23 protein-coding genes and 1 pseudogene are annotated in these 23359 nt (G+C 72.2%); 11 read left to right on the top strand and 13 right to left on the bottom strand.

Annotated elements, in window-relative coordinates; all coding sequences use genetic code 11:
- Positions 1-408 precede the first annotated feature (408 nt).
- Positions 409-1347, bottom strand: coding sequence for a tRNA (adenosine(37)-N6)-dimethylallyltransferase MiaA (miaA, locus tag ACGF4C_RS03440; RefSeq protein ID WP_393562910.1), 939 nt, complete (start codon positions 1345-1347; stop codon positions 409-411).
- Positions 1348-1529: 182 nt separating this feature from the next.
- Between miaA and ACGF4C_RS03435 the strand changes: the two genes are divergently transcribed.
- Positions 1530-2018, top strand: coding sequence for a hypothetical protein (locus tag ACGF4C_RS03435; RefSeq protein WP_393562909.1), 489 nt, complete (start codon positions 1530-1532; stop codon positions 2016-2018).
- Positions 2019-2197: 179 nt separating this feature from the next.
- Here the strand turns inward: ACGF4C_RS03435 and ACGF4C_RS03430 are convergent, their stop codons facing one another.
- From ACGF4C_RS03430 to ACGF4C_RS03420, 3 genes are all read right to left on the bottom strand, one after another.
- The gene (locus tag ACGF4C_RS03430) at positions 2198-2908 is read right to left on the bottom strand and encodes a class III extradiol dioxygenase subunit B-like domain-containing protein (RefSeq protein WP_393562907.1); all 711 of its coding nucleotides are present in this window, start codon (positions 2906-2908) and stop codon (positions 2198-2200) included.
- A gap of 39 nt (positions 2909-2947) precedes the next feature.
- Entirely contained in the window at positions 2948-4465 is a 1518-nt protein-coding gene (gene miaB / locus ACGF4C_RS03425; protein ID WP_201809774.1) for a tRNA (N6-isopentenyl adenosine(37)-C2)-methylthiotransferase MiaB, read from the bottom strand.
- Positions 4466-4578: 113 nt separating this feature from the next.
- Positions 4579-5346 carry an ankyrin repeat domain-containing protein gene (locus ACGF4C_RS03420; RefSeq protein WP_393562905.1) on the bottom strand — a complete coding sequence of 256 codons (768 nt, stop codon included), beginning with the start codon at positions 5344-5346 and terminating at the stop codon, positions 4579-4581.
- Positions 5347-5482: 136 nt separating this feature from the next.
- Here ACGF4C_RS03420 and ACGF4C_RS03415 point away from each other — a divergent pair, with 136 nt between their 5' ends.
- Positions 5483-6478 (top strand): TAXI family TRAP transporter solute-binding subunit, encoded by a 996-nt coding sequence (locus ACGF4C_RS03415; protein WP_393562903.1) that lies wholly within the window; start codon positions 5483-5485, stop codon positions 6476-6478.
- A gap of 103 nt (positions 6479-6581) precedes the next feature.
- On the opposite strand, the gene ACGF4C_RS03410 is transcribed toward ACGF4C_RS03415, so the two are convergent.
- From ACGF4C_RS03410 to ACGF4C_RS03400, 3 genes are all read right to left on the bottom strand, one after another.
- Positions 6582-6785 carry a cold-shock protein gene (locus tag ACGF4C_RS03410; RefSeq protein ID WP_030288153.1) on the bottom strand — a complete coding sequence of 68 codons (204 nt, stop codon included), beginning with the start codon at positions 6783-6785 and terminating at the stop codon, positions 6582-6584.
- A gap of 206 nt (positions 6786-6991) precedes the next feature.
- Positions 6992-8407 (bottom strand): ATP-binding protein, encoded by a 1416-nt coding sequence (locus tag ACGF4C_RS03405; protein ID WP_393562901.1) that lies wholly within the window; start codon positions 8405-8407, stop codon positions 6992-6994.
- 16 nt (positions 8408-8423) lie between these two features.
- Entirely contained in the window at positions 8424-9155 is a 732-nt protein-coding gene (locus ACGF4C_RS03400; RefSeq protein WP_393562899.1) for a response regulator transcription factor, read from the bottom strand.
- Between the two features lie 288 nt (positions 9156-9443).
- Between ACGF4C_RS03400 and ACGF4C_RS03395 the strand changes: the two genes are divergently transcribed.
- The 8 genes and pseudogenes from ACGF4C_RS03395 to ACGF4C_RS03360 all read left to right on the top strand — a co-directional run bounded on the left by ACGF4C_RS03395 (position 9444) and on the right by ACGF4C_RS03360 (position 16987).
- The gene (locus ACGF4C_RS03395) at positions 9444-10229 is read left to right on the top strand and encodes an amino acid ABC transporter ATP-binding protein (protein WP_030416926.1); all 786 of its coding nucleotides are present in this window, start codon (positions 9444-9446) and stop codon (positions 10227-10229) included.
- 56 nt (positions 10230-10285) lie between these two features.
- Positions 10286-11197 (top strand): glutamate ABC transporter substrate-binding protein, encoded by a 912-nt coding sequence (locus ACGF4C_RS03390; RefSeq protein WP_393562897.1) that lies wholly within the window; start codon positions 10286-10288, stop codon positions 11195-11197.
- 130 nt (positions 11198-11327) lie between these two features.
- Complete coding sequence (locus tag ACGF4C_RS03385) at positions 11328-11975, top strand: amino acid ABC transporter permease (RefSeq protein WP_030416928.1); 648 nt, start codon at positions 11328-11330, stop codon at positions 11973-11975.
- Between the two features lie 127 nt (positions 11976-12102).
- Positions 12103-13035 carry an amino acid ABC transporter permease gene (locus ACGF4C_RS03380; protein ID WP_393562895.1) on the top strand — a complete coding sequence of 311 codons (933 nt, stop codon included), beginning with the start codon at positions 12103-12105 and terminating at the stop codon, positions 13033-13035.
- A gap of 182 nt (positions 13036-13217) precedes the next feature.
- Positions 13218-14891: pseudogene (locus ACGF4C_RS03375) on the top strand (FAD-dependent monooxygenase); the annotation flags it as partial.
- 753 nt (positions 14892-15644) lie between these two features.
- Positions 15645-15911: a putative leader peptide gene (locus ACGF4C_RS03370; RefSeq protein WP_393562893.1), complete on the top strand. Its 267-nt coding sequence runs from the start codon at positions 15645-15647 to the stop codon at positions 15909-15911.
- A 78-nt stretch (positions 15912-15989) separates the two neighbouring features.
- Entirely contained in the window at positions 15990-16562 is a 573-nt protein-coding gene (locus ACGF4C_RS03365; RefSeq protein WP_393562891.1) for a cysteine dioxygenase, read from the top strand.
- Positions 16559-16987 carry a rhodanese-like domain-containing protein gene (locus tag ACGF4C_RS03360; protein ID WP_393562889.1) on the top strand — a complete coding sequence of 143 codons (429 nt, stop codon included), beginning with the start codon at positions 16559-16561 and terminating at the stop codon, positions 16985-16987. The genes ACGF4C_RS03365 and ACGF4C_RS03360 overlap by 4 nt, the downstream gene beginning before the upstream one ends.
- 527 nt (positions 16988-17514) lie before the next feature.
- Here ACGF4C_RS03360 and recX read toward each other — a convergent pair.
- The 4 genes from recX to ACGF4C_RS03340 form a co-directional block, all read right to left on the bottom strand.
- A complete protein-coding gene (recX, locus tag ACGF4C_RS03355; RefSeq protein ID WP_393562887.1) occupies positions 17515-18195 on the bottom strand; it encodes a recombination regulator RecX in 681 nt (226 codons plus the stop codon).
- Positions 18196-18201: 6 nt separating this feature from the next.
- Positions 18202-19323, bottom strand: coding sequence for a recombinase RecA (recA, locus tag ACGF4C_RS03350; protein ID WP_030809425.1), 1122 nt, complete (start codon positions 19321-19323; stop codon positions 18202-18204).
- A gap of 201 nt (positions 19324-19524) precedes the next feature.
- Positions 19525-20730, bottom strand: coding sequence for an AI-2E family transporter (locus tag ACGF4C_RS03345; RefSeq protein ID WP_393563429.1), 1206 nt, complete (start codon positions 20728-20730; stop codon positions 19525-19527).
- Positions 20731-20865: 135 nt separating this feature from the next.
- On the bottom strand, positions 20866-21060 hold the full coding sequence (locus ACGF4C_RS03340; RefSeq protein ID WP_362137134.1) for a DUF3046 domain-containing protein: 195 nt from the start codon (positions 21058-21060) through the stop codon (positions 20866-20868).
- 78 nt (positions 21061-21138) lie between these two features.
- Between ACGF4C_RS03340 and ACGF4C_RS03335 the strand changes: the two genes are divergently transcribed.
- A complete protein-coding gene (locus ACGF4C_RS03335; RefSeq protein WP_393562885.1) occupies positions 21139-22062 on the top strand; it encodes a hypothetical protein in 924 nt (307 codons plus the stop codon).
- A gap of 135 nt (positions 22063-22197) precedes the next feature.
- Here ACGF4C_RS03335 and ACGF4C_RS03330 read toward each other — a convergent pair whose 3' ends face one another.
- Together ACGF4C_RS03330 and ACGF4C_RS03325 are read right to left on the bottom strand one after the other, a co-directional pair.
- On the bottom strand, positions 22198-22506 hold the full coding sequence (locus tag ACGF4C_RS03330; RefSeq protein WP_030809438.1) for an AzlD domain-containing protein: 309 nt from the start codon (positions 22504-22506) through the stop codon (positions 22198-22200).
- Complete coding sequence (locus tag ACGF4C_RS03325; RefSeq protein ID WP_393562884.1) at positions 22503-23309, bottom strand: AzlC family ABC transporter permease; 807 nt, start codon at positions 23307-23309, stop codon at positions 22503-22505. The genes ACGF4C_RS03330 and ACGF4C_RS03325 overlap by 4 nt, the downstream gene beginning before the upstream one ends.
- Positions 23310-23359 lie beyond the last annotated feature (50 nt).

The raw sequence follows: 23359 nt of genomic DNA, 5'->3' as shown, positions 1-23359 counted from the left end.
GGCCAGGTCGCCGTGCGACCGGCCGTCCTGGGAGAGACCGTGGTGCGAACGGCCGCCGTGGGCCGCGTCATCCCGGTCCGGGTCGTTCCGGTCCGGGTCGTTCCGGTCCGGGTCGTTCCGGTCCGGGTCGTTCCGGTCCGGGTCGTTCCGGGACGAGTCGTTCCCGAGCGGGGCGGTGGCGACGTCCGGGCCGTCCGCGGTCAGCGGTGCCGCGGCGGTGTCCGCAGCGGTATCCGTGTCGGTGTCCGTGTCAGCGCCGTTGTCCGGCTGCTGGGCTCGGTTGCGAGGGCCGGCCTCCATTGCCACGCGCCCTCCCCACTGCCGCATGCATGCCTCGATCGAAGGTCGATGATGACACGCCCTCAGGGGCCCTGATGACGGCCGGAGCGTCCCGATGCCATGACGTGATCAGGCTGTGACCGGTCGTTCGAGCAAGGCCAGCGCCTGCTCAGGGAGTTCCGCCCGGTGCTCGGCCGCACCGCTGAGCCAGTGGACGCGCGGGTCCCGGCGGAACCACGAGTCCTGACGGCGCGCGAAGCGCTTGGTGGCGCGCACCGTCTCGTCCCGCGCCTGTTGTTCCGTGCACTCGCCTGCCAGCTGCGCGAGCACCTGCTGGTAGCCGAGCGCCCGGGAGGCGGTGAGGCCCTCCCGGAGCCCTTCGGCCTCCAGGCGGCGCACCTCGTCGACGAGGCCCGCCTCCCACATGCGGTCGACCCGCCGGGCGATCCGTTCGTCGAGTTCGGGGCGCGCGACGTCGACCCCGATCTGCACGGTGTCGTAGACCGCCTCGTGACCGGGGAGGTTCGCGGTGAAGGGGCGGCCGGTGATCTCGATGACCTCCAGGGCACGCACGATGCGGCGGCCGTTCCCGGGCAGGATGGCGCGGCCGGCCTCCGGGTCGGCGGTGGCCAGCCGGGTGTGCAGGGCCCCGCTGCCCAGCTCGGCCAGTTCGGCCTCCAGGCGGGCGCGCACCTCCGGGTCGGTGCCGGGGAACTCCAGGGCGTCGATCGCACCGCGTACGTACAGGCCGGAGCCGCCGACGAGGACCGGGGTGCGGCCCTCGGCGAGCAGCCGGTCGATCTCGGCGCGGGCCAGCCGCTGGTACTCGGCGACGCTGGCGGCGCGGGTGACGTCCCAGACGTCCAGGAGGCGGTGCGGTACGCCCTGCTGCTCCTCGGGCGTGAGCTTGGCGGTCCCGATGTCCATGCCGCGGTAGAGCTGCATGGAGTCGGCGTTGATGACCTCGCCACGCAGGTGTCGGGCGAGCGCAACGCCCAGATCGGACTTTCCGGCCGCGGTGGGGCCGACGACGGCGATGACCCGCGGAGCGGGGACAGCGGTGTTCACCCCGTCAGTCTCCCAAACATCGGTGGCCCATCTCGAACGAGCGACGTGACGGGCCACCGATGAGGTCGTTGCCTGTTGCGAGGTCCCGAGAGAGCCGGTGCAGCACCGGCGCCCGTGGGCGGCGCATCGGTCCGCTCCGGGCGGCAGGGGATTTCGCCCACATGAAGAGCGTAGGAGCAGTTATGGGCGTGTTTTCGCGGTTTCGCCGCCGTAAGTCCGAAGCGTTGACGGAGGAGAGCGCCGCAACGTCGGTGACGGCCGAGGCGGAGGAGCCGGCGAAGTCGGCCGCTTCGGCGGAGGCCGAGGGCGCCGAGGAAGCCCGGGGGGCCGGAGAAGCCGGAGAGTCCGCGGAGTCCGCGGGCGCCGAGGAGGCCGCGGCCGGCGACGGGACCGCGGCGGACGCGGTGGCGGAAAGAGTGGCGGACGACGCGGCGGAAGCAGCGGCCCCGGAGGTGTCCGGTGACGAGACGCGTGACGGACAGTGTGCGGAGACCGCCGAGGCGACCGCCGAACGGGCCGCGGAGACGTCTGCCGAACCGGCCGCCGAGCAGGCCGCCGAAGGGGAGCCGCACGGCGCTGCGGAGCAGCCCGCCGAGAGCGCCGGGATTCCCCGGCAGCAGTCGGTGCGGGCCACGGCGGACAGCGAGTCCGGCGAGGCCGCGCGGAAGTGAGGCGCGGGTAATTCACGCGCGTCGGAAAGACGGGCGGCACACGACGGCCGCGGGGTGGCTCACCACCTCGCGGCCGTCGTGTCGTATCCACCAAGGAGCGGACGCCGCCGGACCGCCCCCTCAGGAGGGCCGGCGCGCCACCGGGCCGCCGGTGACCGGCCGGCCCGGCACAGCGGCGGCTACGACCAGGTGGCGACGAAGTACCCGACCCCGTACGGGGCCTCCTCGCGCAGCAGCCGGCCGCCCAGGCCCGCGCCCTCGGCGGCGCCCGCCAGGAGCTGCCAGCCGGCCCGTCCGGACGCCTGCAGGGCCGCGGCGAGCTGGGCGTCCAGGGCGCTCAGCGCGGCGATGTCGGCGGCACCCAGCGCGCGGGCCACGGCGGCGTCGAAGGGCTCGGCCCGGTCGTCGAGGTAGCCGGGCGCCTTGACCGTCCGGCAGGCGCTGCCATCGCCCATCACCAGCAGGGCCACCCGGGGCGCACGGGTGGCGATCTCCCGGCCGGCCGCCAGGGCCCGTTCGGCGGGCAGCGCCGGGTCCAGGCCCAGGCCCTCCAGGGGGGCGTCGGCCCAGTCCGCGCGGGACAGCAGCCAGGCGCCGACGGAGAGGGACGGCGGGAGCGGCCGCTCGGTGGCGGCCTCGGCGGCACCCAGTGTCACATCGAGCGGCACCCCGAAGCCGCGGAACGAGCCGGCGGCACCCTCGGGGTGCGGGCCGCGGGCGGCCTCGTCGGCGGGGCCCACGACGACCAGCCGGTCCGGGCGGGCGGCGGCGAGCAGGCCGATCGCGTCGAGGCAGGCGGTGCGCAGCGGTTCCAGCTCGGGCGCCGCGCCGGCGGCGACCTCCGGGACGAGCAACGGCGGGCAGGGGCAGATGGCGGCGGCTACGAGCATGACACGCAGCGTAACGCCCCCTGCCCGCCGTCCTTGCGGTCAGTCGCAGCCGCAGCCCGCGGTGGGCGCCGGGCTCGGGGCCGGGGCACCGATGGTGGGCAGGCCCAGCAGGACGCCCTTGGGCTTGTCGGCCGGGGCGGCGGTGCGCTTCTCCCAGGCGTCACCGGCGCGGGTACGGCGGACCGCCTTGGCCGGGCCCTCCGCGAGGAGGTGGTGCGGAGCGGCGTAGGTCACCTCGACGGTCACCACGTCGCCGGGGCGGACCGGCTCCTCGGGCCGGGTGAAGTGCACCAGGCGGTTGTCCGGCGCCCGGCCGGAGAGGCGGTGCGTCGCGTCGTCCTTGCGGCCCTCGCCCTCGGCGACCATGACGTCGAGGGTGCGGCCGACCTGCTTCTTGTTCTCCTCCCAGGAGATCTCCTCCTGGAGGGCGACCAGCCGCTCGTAGCGCTCCTGGACGACGGCCTTGGGGATCTGGCCGTCCATCTCGGCCGCGGGGGTGCCGGGGCGCTTGGAGTACTGGAACGTGAAGGCCTGGGCGAAGCGGGACTCGCGGACCGTGTGCAGGGTCTGCTCGAAGTCCTCGTCGGTCTCCCCCGGGAAGCCGACGATGATGTCCGTCGAGATCGCGGCGTCCGGCATGGCGGCACGCACCTTCTCGATGATGCCGAGGAACCGCTCCTGGCGGTACGAGCGGCGCATGGCCTTGAGGACCCGGTCGGAGCCGGACTGCAGCGGCATGTGCAGCTGCGGCATCACGTTGGGCGTCTCGGCCATGGCGGCGATCACGTCGTCGGTGAAGTCGCGCGGGTGCGGGGAGGTGAAGCGGACCCGCTCCAGGCCCTCGATGTTCCCGCAGGCGCGCAGCAGCTTGCTGAAGGCCTCGCGGTCGCCGATGTCGGAGCCGTAGGCGTTGACGTTCTGCCCGAGCAGGGTGATCTCGCTGACGCCCTCGGCGACCAGCGCCTCGACCTCGGCGAGGATGTCGCCGGGCCGGCGGTCCTTCTCCTTGCCGCGCAGCGCCGGGACGATACAGAAGGTGCAGGTGTTGTTGCAGCCGACGGAGATCGACACCCAGGCCGCGTACGCGCTCTCGCGGCGGGTCGGCAGCGTGGAGGGGAACGCCTCCAGCGCCTCGGCGATCTCGACCTGCGCCTCTTCCTGGACGCGGGCCCGCTCCAGCAGCACCGGCAGCTTGCCGATGTTGTGCGTACCGAAGACCACGTCGACCCAGGGGGCCTTCTTGACGATGGTGTCGCGGTCCTTCTGCGCGAGGCAGCCTCCCACGGCGATCTGCATTCCGGGGTGCGCCGCCTTCTTGGGGGCGAGCTGCCCGAGGTTGCCGTAGAGGCGGTTGTCGGCGTTCTCCCGCACCGCGCAGGTGTTGAAGACGACGACGTCGGCCTCCTCGCCCCCCTTGGGCGCACGGACGTACCCGGCCTCCTCCAGCAGGCCGGACAGCCGCTCGGAGTCGTGGACGTTCATCTGGCACCCGTAGGTGCGGATCTCATAGGTCTTCGGCACGCCCACGACGTGGCTGCGGTCGGTGCTGCTGGTCATTCCTCAAGGGTAAGGGCCCGCCGGAGAAGCCTTCTCCCCGCGGGCCGGAAGGGCCGTCCGCACCCGCTCCCCGGCCGGCGGGCGGGGTCTCATCGATCTCCCCGAAACTCTCCTCAACTCGCCTCGTCACTCGCCTCGTGACCCTCCTCGAAGATGTCGATCAGACGCAGCACCTCCGCGCCGAAGTGCCGCTCCAACGGGTCCGGCCGGTCCCGCAGGGCCGCGGCCGCTTCCCGTACGGCCCGGTCCGGCCGCTGCTGGGCCGCGGACGTCGTCGCCCACCACACCTCGTGGTCGACGTCCGGTTCGGCCAGGGCGCGGGACAGCAACTCCTCGAAGGCGGGCCGGACCCCGAACCGCGGCTCCAGCACGGTGAGGATCGCGGCGTGCCCGGTGCGGACCCGCAGCCCGCCCAGTGACAGCTCCTCGCAGGTCGTCCCGAACGCGCCCCGGACGGTCCTGCGCCGGACCGGCTCCGCCGGCCCACTCCTCCCGGCCCTCCCGGCCTTCCCGCTCCTGCGCCGCAATTCGGCCACGGCGCCGGTCCCGTGCCAGTACCGGGCCAGCGCCAGGGCATCGCGCCCCGCGCCGTCCTTGTGCCAGAGTTGCGCGCCGCGGCAGATGAGCGTTTCCGTGATCTCGTACGCCCCGTGGTCGACCGCCCGCAACAGGGCGGTGCGGCCGTCGGGGGCCACCCGGTCCAACCGCGCCGCCCCGCTCAGCAACTCCACCACCGGCAGGTCGAAGGCATCCACCGCCAGGCACAGCAGGGGCGTGCCGTGTCCGTCGACGGTGTCCGGGTCGCCCCCGGCGGCGAGCAGCGCGTCCAGCGCCGTCGCGTCCCCGTTCCGTACGGCCGCTACGAGTGCCTCGTCGCCCATGCTTCGTCCCCCGCTCCCCGCCCCGCGCGCCCACCGACGGCCCGCCGGTCAAGGATCATGGGCCCGGCGGAGCGTAGTGGACCACAGGGCCCCCTCCCCCTCCCGCCGGAGCCCCGCACCTGGCAGGATCCCGCGCATGGTCACCGCACTCCCCCGCCCGGGCCGCCGGGTGTATCAGGCAGGCGTCGCGGCGCTGGTCGTACTCGGGCTGGCGCTGTGGTGGCTGCTGTCCACGGGGAGCGCGCCCGCACCGGGCGGGCGGGTGACGATGGCGACGGGCGTGCCGACGGGGGTGTACGCGCGCTACGGGGAGCTGCTGCAGCAGGACGTGGCGCACGACATGCCGGACGTGCGGCTGCGGCTGACCCGCAGCGAGGGGTCGATCGACAATCTGCGGCAACTCGTGTCCGGGCGTGCGGAGTTCAGCATCGCGACGGCTGATGCGGTCGCCACCTACCAGTTCCGGGGCGAGCCCGGCGCGGACCGGCTGCGGGCCTGTGCGCGGCTGTACGACGACTACATGCAGCTGGTGGTGCCCAAGCGGTCGGCGGTGCGCTCGACCAAGGATCTGCGGCGGCTCCGGGTGGGCGTCGGGGCCGACGGCTCGGGTGTGCAGCTGATCACCCGGCGGCTGTTGGAGGCGGCCGGACTGGACTTCGACCGGGACATCACGCCGGTGCGGGTGGGCATCGACCGGATGCCGAAGCTGCTGGAGCAGGGGAAGCTGGACGCCTTCTTCTGGTCGGGCGGGCTGCCGACGACGGCGGTCCAGCGGCTCGCGGAGCGGTTCCCCGTACGGCTGGTGCAGCTCGGGGACCTCACCGAGGGGCTGCACCGGCAGGGCGAGCGCACCCGCTACTACCGGGCGGCGGTGATGCCCGCCGACGCCTATCCGCGGGCCCAGGACGGGCAGGCGGTGAAGACGATCGCCGTGGCGAACCTGCTGGTCACGACGGACCGGGAGGACGCGGCGCTGACCCAGGGCATCACCCGGACGGTGATCGACAGCCGGGACTGGATCGGGCGTCAGGTGCATGCCGCGCAGAAGGTGGACCTGCGGACGGCGGTGTTCACCGATCCGCTGCAGCTGCACGAGGGCGCCCGGCGCTATTACGTGTCCGTGAAGCCCTGAGGGCACCGGACCGCGCGGCCCAGCGGGGCCCCTGGCGCCCCAAGAAAGCGCCCTGGCCTGCGACGGACGATGCCGTCGCAGGCCAGGGCAGACGCGCGGGGCGTCAGGCGGGGATGATGTTCTCCGCCTGCGGGCCCTTCGGGCCCTGGGTCACGTCGAACGAGACCTTCTGGCCCTCCAGCAGCTCACGGAAGCCCTGAGCCTGGATGTTCGAGTAGTGGGCGAAGACGTCGGGGCCGCCGCCGTCCTGCTCGATGAAGCCGAAGCCCTTTTCCGAGTTGAACCACTTGACGGTGCCGGAAGCCATGTTTTTCTCCATTCATGGGGCAAACCGGGAACCACACCGTGCGGTTCCCTTCGCCGCGATCATCGCCCCACACCGGAAACGGCCCGGAAAACTCCGGAAAACAGGAACGCCCGGGGCTACCAGCCTCCGGGCGCACACAACGTTCATGGGTACCACAACTGCAACGTCCTTCGACGGTAGCACACGGCGCCGACGGGCCGGCCTGCTCAGGGCGCGCTGCGCGGCAGCGTGACGGTGACCTCCAGGCCGTGCGGCGGGTGCGGGGCATAGGCGATGGTTGCGCCGCCCGCGGCGAGCAGGGCGCGGGTGATCGACAGGCCGAGCCCGGAGCCGGAGACGTTCTGGTGGCGGCTGCTGCGCCAGAAGCGGTCACCGATCCGTGCCAGTTCGTCCTCGGCCAGCCCGGGGCCGCGGTCGGCCACGGTGATCCGCACCTGCGCACCGTCCGGCGCCACCCGTACGGTCACGGGTTGGCCGGCCGGGGTGAACTTGAGGGCGTTGTCGACGACCGCGTCCAGGGCGCTGGAGAGGGCGACCGGATCGGCCCAGCCGGTGACCGCGGGCTGGCCCTCGTAGGTCAGCCGGACGCCCTTGTCGTCGGCCATCGGGCGCCAGGAGTCGACGCGCTCGGCGGCCAGCGCGGCCACGTCGGTGAGCTGGAGGTCGGCGGCGGTGTGCTCGGCGAGCGCGAGGCCCAGCAGATCGTCCAGGACCCGGGCCAGCCGCTTGCCCTCGGTGCGCACCGAGGCGATCTCCTCGTTGCCTTCGGGGAGTTCGAGGGCCAGCAGCTCGATCCGCAGCAGCAGCGCGGCCAGCGGGTTGCGCAGCTGGTGGGAGGCGTCGGCGACGAAGGCGCGCTGCTGTTCCAGCACCTCCTCGACGTGGTCGGCCATCTCGTTGAAGGAGCGGGCCAGCCGGCGCAGTTCGGGTGGTCCGGCGGTGCCGGCGACCCGGGACTTCATCCGGCCGGTGGCGATGTCGTGACTGGCCGCGTCCAGGACCCGTACGGGCCGCAGCACCCAGCCGGTGAGCCGGAAGGCGGCGCCGACCGCGACGAGCATCGCCGCGCACTCGCCGGCCGCGATCAGCAGCCAGCCGTGCAGGATCCGGGCGCGCATCTGCCCGGTGGGTGAATCCGTCATGACCACCGCGACCACGTCGCCGTCGCGGACCACCGGCGAGGCGACCGGGATGCGGCCGTCCTCGTCCCACGGCCAGATCTGGTGCGGGTCGTGACTGCGGCGGCCGGCCAGTGCCTCGCTGAAGGCCCGGGCGCCCTCCCCGTCGCGGGGCACCGGCATGTCCCCGGGGGCGGCGGCCATCGGGGAGCGGTCGCGGTAGAAGACGCCGGCCCGGATCCCGTACAGGCCGTAGTAGCGCGCGAGCTCCGAGCGGAGGGTGGCGCGCCGCTCGTCCTCCTCGGGCGTCTTGTCCTTGGGGTCGGCAGCGGGGCGGGCGGTGACGAACTGGGCGAGCGAGGCGAACCGGGCGGCGTCGTCGATCCGGTCGACGACCACCTTCTGCTGCTCCACGCCGGCGGTGATGACGCCGAGCGGGAGGCCGAGCGCGAGCAGCACACCGGCCATCAGGACGATGAGGAGCGGAAGGAGTCGGGTGCGCACGTGCCCGCGGCGGCCTTCAGGGAGCCTGGGCGGCCGGGGCGGCCGGCACGACCAGGCGGTAGCCGACGCCGCGTACGGTCTCGATCAGGGCGGGCATGCGCAGTTTGGCGCGGAGTGAGGCGATGTGCACCTCCAGGGTCCGGCCGGTGCCCTCCCAACTCGTCCGCCACACCTCGCTGATGATCTGCTCCCGGCGGAAGACCACCCCGGGCCGCTGGGCGAGCAGTGCCAGCAGATCGAACTCCTTGCGGGTCAGCGGCACCGCGGCGCCGTCCACGGACACCTGGCGGGTGGAGAGTTCGACGGTGACCGCGCCGAGCCGCAGCGGCGCCTCGGGCGCGCCCTCCTCGGCCGGCTGCTCCGTGCCGCCGGCCGACGGCACCGCGTTGCGCCGGCTGACCGCGTGGATCCGGGCCAGCAGCTCACCGGTGTCGTACGGCTTGACCACGTAGTCGTCCGCGCCCAGGTTGAGGCCGTGTATCCGCGAGCGCACGTCGGAGCGCGCGGTGACCATGATGACCGGGGTGGCGCTGATCTTGCGGATCCGGCCGCACACCTCGAAGCCGTCCTGGTCGGGCAGCCCGAGGTCGAGCAGCACCACCGCGAACGGCTCGGCGGCATCGGGCAGCAGGGCCTTGAGCGCCTCCTCACCGCTGCGCGCGTGGACGACGGACAGGCCGTGCTTGGCGAGCACGGCGGCCAGCGCCGCGGCGACATGATCGTCGTCCTCGACCAGCAGCAGTCTCATCGGGCCTCCTTCCCGGGTGCGTACGGACAGGCCACAGGGCATCTACGGCGATGGCGGGTGCGCGCGTCAAGAGGAGGTCACCTCCCGGCCGCCATCCGTTACCCAGCCGGTACGCCGGTGGCACCGCGCCACGACGGAACCCGGCGCCGCGCCCCCTCCCCCACCACTTCACCGTGAGTGTCCCGCTGCGACCGGATCGTTATGCTCAAGTTCCCCTCAGATGTAATGACGCTGGTCGCGGGGCGTCACTAGGGTCCTCCCAACCGAGGAGGACGGAGCTGTACGCCGATGAGTGAAGTATCGGTGACCAAGAACGCCGAGGGTTCCCCGCCGGCGGGTGACCAGCTGGTCGTGCTGGACAACGTGAACAAGCACTTCGGCGCGCTGCACGTGCTCCAGGACATCGACCTGACGATCAACCGTGGCGAGGTCGTCGTCGTGATCGGGCCCTCGGGCTCCGGCAAGTCGACGCTCTGCCGCACCATCAACCGCCTGGAGACCATCGACTCCGGCAGCATCACCATTGACGGCAAGCCGCTGCCGCAGGAGGGCCGCGAACTGGCCCGGCTCCGCGCGGACGTGGGCATGGTCTTCCAGTCGTTCAACCTCTTCGCACACAAGACGGTGCTGGAGAACGTGATGCTGGGCCAGACCAAGGTCCGCAAAACGGACAAGGCGGCGGCCGAGCAGAAGGCCCGCGCCCTGCTCGACCGGGTCGGTGTCGGCACCCAGGCGGACAAGTACCCCGCACAGCTCTCCGGCGGGCAGCAGCAGCGGGTGGCGATCGCCCGTGCGCTGGCCATGGACCCGAAGGTGATGCTGTTCGACGAGCCGACCTCCGCGCTGGACCCGGAGATGATCAACGAGGTGCTGGACGTGATGCAGCAGCTCGCCCGGGACGGCATGACGATGGTCGTGGTCACCCATGAGATGGGCTTCGCGCGCTCCGCGGCGAACCGTGTGGTCTTCATGGCGGACGGCCGCATCATCGAAGAGGCCGAGCCGAACCAGTTCTTCAACAACCCGCGCAGCGACCGCGCCAAGGACTTCCTGTCGAAGATCCTCCACCACTGAGGCCGCAGTTGGGCCACCATTATTGCCAACACCTGCTGAACCAAAGGATGTTCACCATGAGGATGCTCAAGACGGCCGCGGCCGGTGCAGTGGTGCTCGCGCTGGCGGCCACGGCGACCGCCTGCGGCGGTGAGTCGGGAACGGCCGGCGACAAGCCGGCCGGCGGTGAGGTCTACAGCGGCACGTACAAGGTCGCCAAGGACGTCAAGGTCAACTCGGCGGTGCTGAAGAAGGCCCAGCAGAAGGGCCAGATCGTCATCGGCGTCAAGGCCGACCAGCCGTTCCTGGGCTACCAGGACCCCTCGTCGGGCAAGTACTCCGGCTTCGACATCGAGATCGCCAAGATGGTCGCGGCCGACCTGGGCTTCTCGGAGAAGCAGATCAAGTTCAGCACGGTCGACTCCAACGTCCGTGAGACCAAGATCTCCGGGCACGACGTCGACTACTACGTCGGCACCTACACGATCAACGACGAGCGCAAGAAGCAGGTCGGCTTCGCGGGCCCGTACTACACCGCGGGCGCGGACCTCCTGGTGCGCAAGGACGACAAGGCCATCACCGGCCCGGACACGCTCCGCGGCAAGACGGTCTGCTCGATCACCGGGTCCACCCCGCTCCAGGAGATCAAGAAGCCGAAGTACGGCGCCAAGACCATCGAGCTGGGCAAGTACTCGGACTGCGTCAAGAAGCTGATCGACGGCGACGTCGACGCGGTCACCACCGACGACGCGATCCTCAAGGGCTACGCGGCCCAGCGCCCGACGAAGCTCCGCGTGGTGAACAAGCCGTTCACCAAGGAGCCCTACGGCGTCGGCATGGACAAGAACGACAAGGCCCTGCGCGACGCCATCACCAAGGCGCTGGAGAACCACATCAGCAACGGCGACTACAAGAAGGCCTACCAGGGCACCCTCGGCAAGTCCGGGTCGGCCTACGTCGCCCCGCAGACGCCGCTGCCGCGGTACTGAGGCGCCGGACCGCTCCTCCTGACCGCGCCGCCCCGTACGCCCGCCGTGGCCGGGTGTGCGGGGCGCGCTGTCTTCACCCCGTCCTTCCCTTCCCCGCCGTCGACCCGATGACCGCTACCGCGGAGACCCCATGAACGTACTCCTCGATCATCTGCCCGAGTTCCGGGACGGGTTCCTCGGAACCCTGGCGATCACCGCGGCGAGCGCGGTGATCGCCCTGGTGCTCGGCGTCCTCATAGCCGGATTCCGGGTCTCTCCGATCCCGCCGCTGCGCGCGTTCGGAACGGCCTGGGTCACGCTGCTGCGCAACACCCCGCTGACGCTGCTCTTCCTGGTCGCGATGTTCGTCGTGCCCCAGGTGCTCTTCAAGGGACTGAGCCCCTTCGTGCTGGCCATGCTGGCCCTGGGCTTCTACACCTCCTCGTTCGTGTGCGAAGCGGTGCGCTCCGGCATCAACACCGTGCCGCTGGGGCAGGCGGAGGCCGCGCGCAGCCTCGGGATGACGTTCTCGCAGACCCTGCGCCTGATCGTCCTGCCGCAGGCCACCCGCACCGTGCTGCCGCCGCTGAGCAGCATCTTCATCGCACTCACGAAGAACTCCGCCATCGCGGGTGCGTTCAGCGTCACCGAGCTGTTCGGCTTCGCCAAGCTGCTCAGCGACCAGGGCTACGCGATCGCCTGGATCTTCCTGTGGGTCGCGCTCGCCTACCTCGTCATCACCTTCGCCATCAGCGGTGCCTTCCGGCTGCTGGAGCGCCGGATGGGGGTCGCCCGGTGAACGGACGCGACATGGGGGTCCCCCCGGCCGAGGTCCCCCAGCCACCGCTGGGAGGTGCCCCCATGGGGAGGAAGAGCACGATGTGGGTGCCACGCGCAGGCGGGGCGGAACGAAGTGAGGTAACGGCATGAGTGGGGCCAGCGTTCTCTACGACGTCCCCGGGCCGAAGGCGAAGGTGCGCAACCGCGTCTACACCGTCCTCGGTGGGCTCGTGGTACTCGCCCTGATCGGGTTCGTCGTGATGCGGCTCAACGCGACGGGCCAGTTCGAGCCCGAGCGGTGGGACATCTTCAACAACGCGGGGGTGCGCACCAACATCCGCAACGGCCTGCTGACGACCCTCGAGGTCTTCGCGGTCGCCGCGGTGCTCTCCCTGCTCCTCGGCATCCTGCTGGCGGTCGGGCGGCTGTCGGACCACAAGCCCGTGCGCTGGCTGGCGACCGGGTTCATCGAACTCTTCCGCGCCGTCCCGCTGCTGATCACCATCTACGTGATCTGGGTCCTGCTGCTCACCAACCGCGACGCGCTCGGCCTCTCCGGCGACCAGCCGCAGTTCTGGGCCCTGGTCATCGGACTGACGGTCTACAACGGCTCGGTCCAGGCCGAGGTGCTGCGGGCCGGCATCAACTCCGTGCCCAAGGGCCAGAGTGAGGCCGCCTACGCCCTGGGCATGAGCAAGACCCAGGTCATGACGACCGTACTGATCCCGCAGGCCGTCCGCGCGATGCTGCCGACGATCATCAGCCAGCTCGTGGTGACGCTGAAGGACACCTCCCTCGGCTACATCATCACGTTCGAGGAACTGCTCTACACCGCCCGCCTGATGAGCACCAACATCCTCGTCAACGGCGAGGACACCTACGTCCCGTTCATCATCGTCACCGGCTCCCTCTACGTCGCGATGTGCCTGGCGCTGTCCGCCCTCGCCAACTGGATCGAGCGGCGCGGCCGGCGGGCGAAGACCGGGATCGGCGTGGCGGCGGCCGGCGAGCCGGTGGCCGCCACCGACGCCCTGGAGACCGCGGCTCCGGCCGACGTCCCCGCGGACGCGAAGGACTGACGGTACGACGGCCCGCGCGGCCGGTACGGAACCGTCCGGAGGCGGTGGCAACGACGCCACCGCCTCCGTCACTTGACGCGAGCGGCCGCAGTGGGTTGCATACGCTGTGTGATCACGCACCGGGCTCCAACTGCCAGTCCCCGCATGTCCCGTACGTACCAGCGGTCCCGGGGAGCAGCGCCGTGGACCCGGTGATCGTCGCCGGGGGCGGCCCGGTCGGCCTCTCCCTCGCGCTCGCCCTCGCCCGGCTCGGCGTCCCCTCCATCGTCCTCGACGAGACCTCCGGCCAGGAGGACACCCGGCCCGCCCGCACCGCCGTCCTCCGCGAGGACACCGCGGCGTTCGTCGGCCGGCTCGGCTGCGCCGCCACCCTGGAGTCCGCCGGCACCCGCTGGACGGCCTGGCGGATCATGCGCCGCCGGCGCCTGGTGGAACGCGTCGCCTTCGCCCCGCACACCACCGACGACGCGGCCGGCCCCGCCGCCACCTCCCCGGTGCACCTCCCCCAGCACGCCCTCACCCGCGCACTGCGCGCCGCGCTGGAACGCGAGAAGCTCGCCGAGGTCGTCACCGGCAGCCGGCTGACCGACCTCGAACAGGACGAGCACGGCATCAGCGCCCACACCCGCGGCCCCAACGGGACGTGGTGGCGCGGGAGTTACCTCATCGGCTGCGACGGTCCCCGGTCGACCGTGCGCAAGCTGCTGGACATCCGCTTCCCCGGCCGGACGGCCGTCGAGCGGCATGCGGTGGCCGCACTGCGCTGCGAACTCCCCTGGCCCGGCGAGGCCCTGCTGCACCGCTCACCGCCCCGGCAGGGCGGCACACCGGGCAGTGAGGTCTCCGCCCGCCCGCTGGCCGACGGCGTCTGGCGGCTGGACTGGCTGCTGCCCCCGGGCCGCGAACTGGTCACCCCGGACGCCCTGGTCGCCCGGATCCGCGACTCGCTGGCCGGCTGGACCACCGAATACCCGGTCGAGGCCGGCGACGTCCTCCCGGGATCCGGCGTGGACGGGGGCGGCGCCCGTGGTTCCGGCCACGGCCGCCTCGTCCCTCCCTACGAACTCCTCGACACCGGCGTCCACACCGTCCACCACCGGCTGGCCCGCTGCTGGCGGCAGGGCCGAGCCTTCCTCGCCGGGGACGCCGCGCACCTGATGGGCGCGCTCGGCACCCAGGGGCTGGACGAGGGGCTGCGGGACGCCGAGAACCTCGCCTGGAAGCTGGGGCTGGCCTGGCACCACGGCGCCACCGAGACCCTGCTCGACAGCTACCAGGCCGAGCGGCGGGGCGCGGTCGCGGCCCGGCTGCGCGCCGCCGACCAGGCGCTGCCGCTGCTGCGGGACGGCCGCCCGGCCCGCTGGCGCACCGTCCTGCCCGGCGCCGCGCGCGGCCGCAGCACCCTGCTGACCGACGGCCACCTGGGCCGCGGCCCGCTGGGCGCCCCACCGGTGTACGCCCGCACGCCGCTGGCACCGCCCGCCGCGCACACCGCCGGACCGCTCGTCGAGACGCCGCCGGGAGCACCGGTGACGGACGTCCCGGTGACCGCACCGGACGGTTCGGTGGTCCGGCTGCGCACCCGCCTCGGGCGCGGGCTGCTGGTCGTACTGGTGGCGCCCGGCACCACCGTCTGGGACCGCCGGCACTGGCAGTCGGCGGGCCTCATGCCCCGGCTGAGCAGCGCCGCCGCGGCGCTCCCGATGCCCGCCGAGGTCCTGGTCACCGAGTCCTACCCGGGCGCCGCCGCCCACACCGTCCTCCTCGTACGCCCCGACGGCCACCTGGCCACCGCTCTCGCCCCCGGCATCCGCCCGCCCGAACTCCACGCCTGCGCGGAAGCGATCCGCGGCGGCACACCTGACGGCGACTCGGGCGTCGCGGGGGCTTATGGACGGCGGGTGGGGGATGCGGGGTCGGTGGGGTCTACAGGGTCGGTGGGGTCTGCAGGGTCGGTGGGGTCTGTGGGGTCTGTGGGTGTGCAGAGGGTGGGGGATGGTGAGGGGGTGCTTGGGGGTGCCGATGCGGGGGGCGGTACCGGGGGTGGTCCTGGGGGCGGTATCCGGGGCGGTACTGGGGCTCGGGAGGGTGGCGGCGCTGGGGGCGGGGGCCGGGAGGGTGCCGGGGCTGGGGAGGATGCCAGCGTTGGGGATGGCGCCTGGGACGGTGTCGGGGCTGGCGAGGGCGTCGGCATTGGAGATGGCGCCTGGGGCGGGGCCGGCGTTGGAGATGGCGCCTGGGACGGGGCCGGCGCTGGCGAGCGTGCTCGGGTCGCGGAGGAGTACTGGGGAACGGACGGAGGGGCAGGCGCAGACGGGAACTGGGGCGAGCCGGGTTCCGGCGCCAGTGCCGGAACCGACCCCGGAACCGACTCACGGACCACCCCGGGAACCGACTCCGGATGCGCCCCCGGAACCGACTCGGGAACCGCCCCTGGAACCGACCCGGGAACGAGCGCCGGAAAGGGCCCGGGAACGAACACCGGGGTGGACACCTGAGCGGGCGCCCGAGGGAGCCGCGGACTGAGTACCGACGCAGGGTCCCACCCCGACTTCCCGGTTCCCCCGCCAGCCAACCGAACCAGTCGGCCCAACCAGTGGACATCACCAATGGACCCGATCAGTCGACCCGTCCAATTGGCCTGTCCCGCTGGTCCATCCAGTTGGTCCGTCCAGCCGACTCGGTCATGTGGCTTGCGCAGTCGACTCGCGCAGTCAACTCGTCCAGTCGGCTCGTGCAGTTGCTTCATGCGGTTGACCCATTCCGAACCAGCGTGTTTCACTCCGAGAATGACTGACCACAGCTCGCGATTCTGGCGGAGGGTCCATCTGGACCTGGTCCGCTATGCGGGCTGCATGTGTCGTCCGTCCTGTTGATCCGCATTTTCTTCCCCGCGCGGCCGCCTGCCCCTGTCCGGCAGCCGCGCCTCTTCGCGATCACTCAGGACGGTTTCCGTGCCCGACGTACGTACCCCCGCGCGCCCGCACACCCCCGGCGATGACTCACCCGCCAACTACACCGCCGGCAAGGACAGCGGACCCAGCGCCTCCGCACTCCTCGACTTCGTCCGCCGTACCGCCGCGGACCCGGCACTCATCGCCTCACTGCCGCTCGACCCGGAAGGCCGGACGTGGATCCGGCTGGACGGGCCGGGCGGCAGCGAGGCCTGGCTGATCGGCTGGCCGCCCGGCACCGGCACCGGCTGGCACGACCACGGCGGCTCACACGGTGCGTTCGCCACGGCGACGGGCGAACTGACGGAGCAGTCGCTCGCCGCCCAACTGCCCACCGAGGGCTGGAAAACCCTGGAACTCGCCGACGGCGTCGACCGGGAACGCACACTCGGCGACGGCCGCGGCCGGGCCTTCGGCCCGCACCACGTCCACCAGGTCCTCAACACCTCACCGGACACCCACGCGGTCTCCGTGCACGCCTACTACCCACCGCTGCCGCTGATGCGCCGCTACAGCCGCACCGGCCAGGTACTCCGCCTGGAAGAGGTCGAGCGCCCGGAGGAGTGGACGTGAGCGCCGTCGACGCCCTTCTCGCCGACGCCCGCCGGCAATTGGGCCGACGGTTCGACCCGGAGGAGGCGGCCGCCGTCCAGCGGGCGGGCGGCCTGCTCGTCGACATCCGTTACGCGGAACTACGCGACCGCGACGGCACCATCCCCGGTGCCCTGATCGTGGAGCGCAACGAACTGGAGTGGCGCCTGGACCCCACCGGCGCGCACCGGGCGCCAGAAGCAACCCACCACGATCTGCCCGTCGTGGTGATCTGCAACGAGGGCTACGCCTCCAGCCTCGCCGCCCTCTCCCTCCGCCACCTCGGCCTCCACCGAGCCACCGACCTCATCGGCGGCTTCCAAGCCTGGCGCGCAGCCGGCCTGCCGGTCGAGGTGAGAACCCGAGATGAGGTGAAGGGTGAAAACCCGAGATCAGGTGGAGGGTGAAAACCCGAGATGAGGTGGAGGGTGAGGGCTGCACGAGCCGTGATGCGGGGCAGGTGAGGGCGGGACTTCGGTAGGGGGCGCTCCATGGGGGGTGCGGGATGCGGGCCTTCCTCTCCCCGGGGGCCCCGCCCCGCCCCCACCCACCCCGCTCCCCCTCCCCGCGTCCGCGCAGCCGTGACCGACGCGGGTCGCCGGCGGTGCCGGATCCCACGGCCATCCCTCAGCGCTGGTCACATCCGAGGCCCGCCCGTCCCCCAATCCCCACCTCACCTCAGGCAGGGTCACGACACTCAAGGCCACGACACTAAAAGCCACGACGCTCCAGGCCATGCCTCTCAAGGTCATGACATTCAAGGTCAGGCCAGGAGTAGGCCTCGCTCAGATCCGCTCCACACCGCTACACACCGGTCCGGCCCAGCCCGGCTCAATCCGCTCCGCCCCGGCCCCGCTCGCCCGGCTCGGCCCGCTCCGCTCCAGCCCGGCTCGGCCCGGCTCGACCGGCTCGGTCCGCTCCGCTCCGGCCCGGATCAGTCGTCCCGCAGATGCTCTTCCAGGAGGTCAGGGTCCTCACCCTCTTCCTCCAGTGCCTGTCTGACCACGCGGAGGGCCAGGCCCTCCGGGTAGCCCTTGCGGGCCAGCATGCCCGCCAGGCGACGCAGGCGCTTCTCGCGGTCCAGGCCCCTGGTCGTGCGCAACTTGCGGTCGACCAGTTCGCGGGCGGTGGACTCCTCCTGCTCGGAATCGAGGCGGCCGACCGCCTCATCGATCAGTGCGGAGTCCACGCCCTTCGTACGCAGCTCCCGGGCCAGGGCCCGCCGGGCCAGGCCGCGCCCGTGGTGGCGGGACTCCACCCAGGCGTCGGCGAAGGCCGCGTCGTTGATCAGTCCGACGTCCTCGAAGCGGGACAGCACGTCCTGCGCGGCCTCATCGGGGATGCCGCGCCGGCGCAAGGCATCCTCGAGCTGTTTACGGGTACGCGGACTCCCGGTGAGCAGGCGCAGGCAGATGGCCCGCGCCTGCTCCTCGGGCGTACGCGGTGGTCCCGCCTCGGCCCTCGACGAGGCGGGTTCGCCCTCGCCGGAGGCGAGAGCGGAACCACCGCCGTTCTCACGGCCGCGGCCGCCCCTGCGGCCGCTACGGGTCTCGGCGTCACCGGCAGCGCTGTGGATCCCGTCCGCGCTGTCCGGCCATTCCGTTCGCCGTGTCATGGCGGGCTAGCTCTTGGCCGCGGCGGCCTTGGAACCCTTGGCGCTCTTCGTCGCCGCGGCCGGAGCCGCCGGGGCCGCGTCGGTCGCCGCGCCCGCGGCGTCCGCGCCGGGCTCCGCCGCCGGGTCCTGCGGCTTGACGCCGATACCGAGCTTCTCCTTGATCTTCTTCTCGATCTCGTTGGCGAGATCAGGGTTGTCCTTGAGGAAGTTGCGGGCGTTCTCCTTGCCCTGTCCGAGCTGGTCGCCCTCGTACGTGTACCAGGCGCCGGACTTGCGGATGAAGCCGTGCTCCACGCCCATGTCGATCAGGCCGCCCTCGCGGCTGATGCCCTGGCCGTAGAGGATGTCGAACTCGGCCTGCTTGAAGGGGGGCGAGACCTTGTTCTTGACGACCTTGACGCGGGTGCGGTTGCCCACGGCTTCGGTGCCGTCCTTGAGGGTTTCGATGCGGCGGATGTCCAGTCGGACCGAGGCGTAGAACTTCAGGGCCCGGCCACCGGTCGTGGTCTCCGGCGAGCCGAACATCACGCCGATCTTCTCGCGGAGCTGGTTGATGAAGATCGCCGTGGTCTTGGACTGGTTGAGCGCGCTGGTGATCTTGCGCAGTGCCTGGCTCATCAGCCGGGCCTGAAGGCCGACATGGGAGTCGCCCATCTCGCCCTCGATCTCGGCCCGCGGCACCAGGGCGGCGACGGAGTCGATCACGATGAGGTCGAGCGCACCGGAGCGGACCAGCATGTCCACGATTTCCAGGGCCTGCTCGCCGTTGTCCGGCTGGGAGAGGATCAGGGCGTCGGTGTCCACGCCGAGCTTCTTGGCGTACTCCGGGTCGAGGGCGTGCTCGGCGTCGATGAACGCGACGGAGCCGCCGGCCCGCTGGGCGTTCGCGACCGCGTGGAGGGTCAGGGTCGTCTTACCGGAGGATTCCGGGCCGTAGACCTCGATGACGCGGCCTCGGGGGAGGCCGCCGACGCCCAGGGCGACGTCGAGGGCGGTGGATCCGGTGGGGATGACCTCGATGGGCTCCTTCGACCGCTCCCCCATGCGCATCACTGCGCCCTTGCCGAATTGCCGTTCAATCTGTGCGAGCGCGGCGTCCAGCGCCTTCTCGCGGTCAGTGCCTGCCATGGGTTCCACCCGATTTGCTTGAGTCGATCGCTTCACGTCCATGACGCTAACGCCTGCCACTGACAATGCGCCCGGACCCGGCTCCGGCCTGTGGATAACTTCGCGGAAACCCCGGAATCACGGGCCGGATCTCCCATGAGAATAGCTGTTCGATTTTTGTGTCAAGCGCCGCACCACGCCCTGTGCCCGCGGTCCGCGGGCTCAGCCCGCGTCGGGCGTGCCCTGCTGTGCGGCGGCGTCCCGTCCGGCCGAGTCCCTGTCCTGGCCCGCCGGCTCCTTCCCGTCGGGCCGTTCCTCGTTGCGCTCGGCGGCGTGCCGCACGCGGGCGAGGAGGTCGGCGGCGCGTCGGCGGCGGGCCTTGCCGTGGACCCGAAGGTCGTCGGGCACGGCGTAGCGCTTGACGTACGCGCCGAGGAACGCCTGCAGGGTGGCCGTGGCCGGGATGGAGATCAGTGCGCCCACCGCGCCCATGAGGGCCGTACCGGCGACGACCGATCCGAAGGCGACGGCGGGATGGATGTCCACCGTCTTGGCGGTGATCCGCGGCTGGAGGAGGTAGTTCTCGAACTGCTGGTAGATCACGACGAAGCCGAAGACCCACAGGGCGTGCCAGGGGTCGACGGTGAAGGCGATCAGGATCGGCAGCGCGCCCGCGAGGTACGTGCCGATGGTCGGGATGAACTGGGAGACCAGGCCCACCCACATGCCCAGCGCCGGGGCGTACGGCACGCCCATCAGCTCCAGCAGGACGTAGTGCGCAAGGCCGGAGATGAGGGCCATCAGGCCGCGCGAGTAGAGGTACCCGCCGGTCTTGGCGACGGCGATCTCCCAGGCGCGCAGCACCTCCTCCTGGCGGCGGGGCGGGAGGACGGAGCACAGCGCGCGGCGCAGCCGGGGGCCGTCGGCGGCGAAGTAGAACGAGAACAGGGCGACGGTCAGGAGGTTGAACAGGCTGCCCAGCACGGTCGCGGAGACGGCGAGGACGTTGTTGGCGCTGTCCTGGACGTACTTCTGCAGCCAGTCGGACCGGAGCAGGTTGTTCTGCACCTCGACCCGGGAGAGGTGGGTGTGCAGGGTGCTGTTGATCCAGCTGATGACGGAGTCGAGGTACTGCGGGAATTCCTCGACCATGGTGGCTATCTGGCCGGCGAGCATCGAGCCCAGCAGTGCGAAGAAGCCGGCCGCGGCGACGAGGATGCTGAGGAAGACCAGGCCGGTGGCCAGGCCGCGCCGCATACCGCGGGCCGCCATCCAGGAGACGGCCGGTTCGACGGCGAGCGCCAGGAAGAACGCGATCAGCACGTTCAGCAGCAGCGAGATGAGCTGGTGGAATCCCCAGGTGGCGAGCTGGAAGCAGGCCACGAGGGCGAGCGCGAGCACCATGGCGCGCGGCAGCCAGCGCGGCATCCGGGCGTCGGACCGGGCGTCCGGCCGGTCCTCGGGGCGGGGGACGTCGTTGCTGGTGATCTCTTCAGACACAGGCACGAAGCCAAGTGTCGCGCACCGCGCCGACTGCTCCGGCCGTGTTCGGGTGCAGCCGCTTCAGCGCTTCTCGGGCGGCACGTCCATGACGGCGCAGACCACCCGCCACACCTCTTTGGCGCTCCACCCGGCGTTCAGCGCCTCGTGGACGGTCCGGCCGCCGAGATCGGACATCACGTAGTCGCGCGCGAAGGAGTCGGCGTACGTCGCGCCGAAATGATCCGCCATCCGCTGCCAGAAGACCGTCAACCGCATGCCTCCAGTATCCCGCCCTGGGCTGGCAGGGATGCCCGAGCCGGTGCCGCCGGAGGATTTCGCCCCTACGGTCGGGCCATGGCCGAAAACGTAAGACCTCCTTCGACTCCCCTGGCGCGTGCGGAGCGATTCATCTGGCTGACCGCCCGGGTGCTCGAACAGCGGCTCTTCGAGTACGACTTCCTCGGCGGCGGTGCGGACCCGGTGGAGACCGCGCTCGCCGCGTACCGCAACGACGACGACGGCTTCGGCCACGCCCTGGAGCCCGATCTGCGCGGACCCGTGAGCCAGCCGCTGCACACCGCGCACGCCTTGAAGGTCCTGGATCTGATCGGACGCTGTGACGGCCGTCAGGTGGAGCGGATCTGCCGCTATCTGACGAAGATCTCGACTTCCGAGGGAGCGCTGCCCGCGCTGCACCCCTCTCAGCGTGGTTACCCGGCCGCCCCGTGGATCCCGGTGGTCGACGATCCGCCGAGCGCGCTCCTGGCGACCGGCCCGGTGGTGGGCACGCTGCACCGCAACGAGGTGTGGCACGCCTGGCTCTTCCGGGCCACGGACTACTGCTGGGCGACGGTGGAGTCGCTGAAGGGCACCCATCCGTACGAGGTGGAGGCGGCGCTGGCGTTCCTGGACGGTGCGCCGGACCGGCCGCGGGCCGCCGCGGCGGCCGAGCGGCTGGGGCGGCTGGTCAGGGAGGAGGGTCTGGTGCTGCTGGATCCGGGGCGGGCGGCCGATGTCCCCGTGGCACCGGGGTACGCCCCCGGGGAGCACCACTTCGCGTACGACTATGCGCCGTCACCCGGTTCCCTGGCCCGCGGCTGGTTCTCCGACGAGGAGATGGACCGGGCCCTGGACCACCTCCTGGCGCTCCAGGAGGAGGACGGCGGCTGGCCGGTGAACTGGCGGATCTGGGCGCCGGGGACGGCGCTGGAGAGCCGCCCGATGGTGACGCTGAAGGCGCTGCGGACCTTGCGGGCGTACGGCCGGCAGCTGGACTGAGCGACCGGTCCGGGCCGGTCGTCCCGCCGGGCCCGGACCTCTTGGGTGAGCATGCGGGTGGCCCCTCCCCCGGGGGCCGCCCGCTGCTGCGTGCGCCCGCTGCCCGGGGGAGGACGCGTCCGCCGGCCCGGGGCGTCAGCCGCCCAGCGCCCGTACGCCTGCCGTGACGGCCACGGCGACGCCGACGACCAGCAGGAACGGCGCGCGCAGGGCGAGCGCGACGGCCGCGGCGGCCACGCCTGCGGCCTTGGCGTCGAGCATCAGGTGGTGGCCGTCGCTGAAGGTCTGCTGTGCGGTGAGCGCGGCCAGCAGGGCCACCGGGAGCAGCGCGGCCAGCCGCTTGACGAGCGGGCGTTCCAGGACGCCGGCGGGCGCCGACAGGCCGAGGTACTTGACCAGGTAGCAGCCGACGGCGGTGGCGGCGATGGCGATCCAGACGTTCATGCCCGCTTCTCCTCGGTGGCGGGGCGGCCCTGCGCGCCGCCCGGGTGTGTCGTGTCGTCGCCGGCGCCCTTCGTCCGTGCGCGGCGGCCCTGTACGACGAGGACGGCGGGGGTGGCGAGCGCCGAGAGCAGGACCGGTACCCCGGTGGGCAGCAGCGGCAGCGTGGTCATGACCAGGACGACGGCGAGGCCGGCCGCCACCCGCTCGACGGTGCTCCGCAGCATCGGTGCGAGCAGTGCCAGGAAGACCGCGGGGCTGGCCGCGTCCAGGCCCCAGGCGTCGGTGTCGCCGAGTGCCTCGGCCCCGAGGGCGCCGATGAAGGTGGTGAGGTTCCACAGGGCGTAGAGGCTCAGGCCGGTGACGGTGAAGCCGAGCCGGGCGCTGCGGCGGTCCGGCTGGGCCAGGGTGACGGCGGTGGTTTCGTCGATGACCCAGTGGGCGGCGAAGGGGCGGACCGCCGCCCGGTGGCCGAGGACGGCGGAGAGCCGCAGTCCGTAGAAGGCGTTGCGCACGCCGAGGAAGAAGGCCCCGGCCGCGGCGGTGAGCGGGTTGCCGCCCGCGGCGAGCGCGCCGACCAGGGCGAACTGTGAGGCGCCGGTGAACACGAGCAGGCTCAGTGCGCAGGTCTGGAACAGGGTGAGGCCGGCGCCGGCCGAGGTCACGCCGAAGGCGAACCCGGAGAGGCCGACAGCGATGCCGACGCCGAGGGCGTCCCGGATGACGGCGGAGTCGGGTTTGGCGGGCCGTGCCGGTTCCGGCGGCGCGGCCTCTCCGGTGGTGCGTATGTCTGTCTGTTCTGCCACGTCCGGGACCTTAGGCGGGGGCGCTCCTGGTGGTCTTGTACGTTCTTGCG

Origin of the sequence: Streptomyces sp. NPDC048197 (assembly GCF_043202395.1) — a bacterium.
In the GTDB taxonomy this organism is placed as follows: domain Bacteria; phylum Actinomycetota; class Actinomycetes; order Streptomycetales; family Streptomycetaceae; genus Streptomyces; species Streptomyces siderophoricus.
This window is presented reverse-complemented; position numbering and strand designations above follow the sequence as displayed.

Coding starts and splice junctions, on each gene's coding strand:
- ACGF4C_RS03330 (WP_030809438.1), bottom strand. CDS start 22,506: ATGAACGTCTGGATCGCCATCGCCGCCACCGCCGTCGGCTGCTACCTG.
- ACGF4C_RS03385 (WP_030416928.1), top strand. CDS start 11,328: ATGAACGTACTCCTCGATCATCTGCCCGAGTTCCGGGACGGGTTCCTC.
- ACGF4C_RS03340 (WP_362137134.1), bottom strand. CDS start 21,060: ATGCGGTTGACGGTCTTCTGGCAGCGGATGGCGGATCATTTCGGCGCG.
- ACGF4C_RS03435 (WP_393562909.1), top strand. CDS start 1,530: ATGGGCGTGTTTTCGCGGTTTCGCCGCCGTAAGTCCGAAGCGTTGACG.
- recA (WP_030809425.1), bottom strand. CDS start 19,323: ATGGCAGGCACTGACCGCGAGAAGGCGCTGGACGCCGCGCTCGCACAG.
- ACGF4C_RS03410 (WP_030288153.1), bottom strand. CDS start 6,785: ATGGCTTCCGGCACCGTCAAGTGGTTCAACTCGGAAAAGGGCTTCGGC.
- ACGF4C_RS03370 (WP_393562893.1), top strand. CDS start 15,645: ATGGACCCGATCAGTCGACCCGTCCAATTGGCCTGTCCCGCTGGTCCA.
- miaB (WP_201809774.1), bottom strand. CDS start 4,465: ATGACCAGCAGCACCGACCGCAGCCACGTCGTGGGCGTGCCGAAGACC.
- ACGF4C_RS03335 (WP_393562885.1), top strand. CDS start 21,139: ATGGCCGAAAACGTAAGACCTCCTTCGACTCCCCTGGCGCGTGCGGAG.
- ACGF4C_RS03390 (WP_393562897.1), top strand. CDS start 10,286: ATGAGGATGCTCAAGACGGCCGCGGCCGGTGCAGTGGTGCTCGCGCTG.
- ACGF4C_RS03415 (WP_393562903.1), top strand. CDS start 5,483: ATGGTCACCGCACTCCCCCGCCCGGGCCGCCGGGTGTATCAGGCAGGC.
- ACGF4C_RS03400 (WP_393562899.1), bottom strand. CDS start 9,155: ATGAGACTGCTGCTGGTCGAGGACGACGATCATGTCGCCGCGGCGCTG.
- ACGF4C_RS03420 (WP_393562905.1), bottom strand. CDS start 5,346: ATGGGCGACGAGGCACTCGTAGCGGCCGTACGGAACGGGGACGCGACG.
- ACGF4C_RS03430 (WP_393562907.1), bottom strand. CDS start 2,908: ATGCTCGTAGCCGCCGCCATCTGCCCCTGCCCGCCGTTGCTCGTCCCG.
- recX (WP_393562887.1), bottom strand. CDS start 18,195: ATGACACGGCGAACGGAATGGCCGGACAGCGCGGACGGGATCCACAGC.
- ACGF4C_RS03345 (WP_393563429.1), bottom strand. CDS start 20,730: ATGCCGCGCTGGCTGCCGCGCGCCATGGTGCTCGCGCTCGCCCTCGTG.
- ACGF4C_RS03380 (WP_393562895.1), top strand. CDS start 12,103: ATGAGTGGGGCCAGCGTTCTCTACGACGTCCCCGGGCCGAAGGCGAAG.
- ACGF4C_RS03395 (WP_030416926.1), top strand. CDS start 9,444: ATGAGTGAAGTATCGGTGACCAAGAACGCCGAGGGTTCCCCGCCGGCG.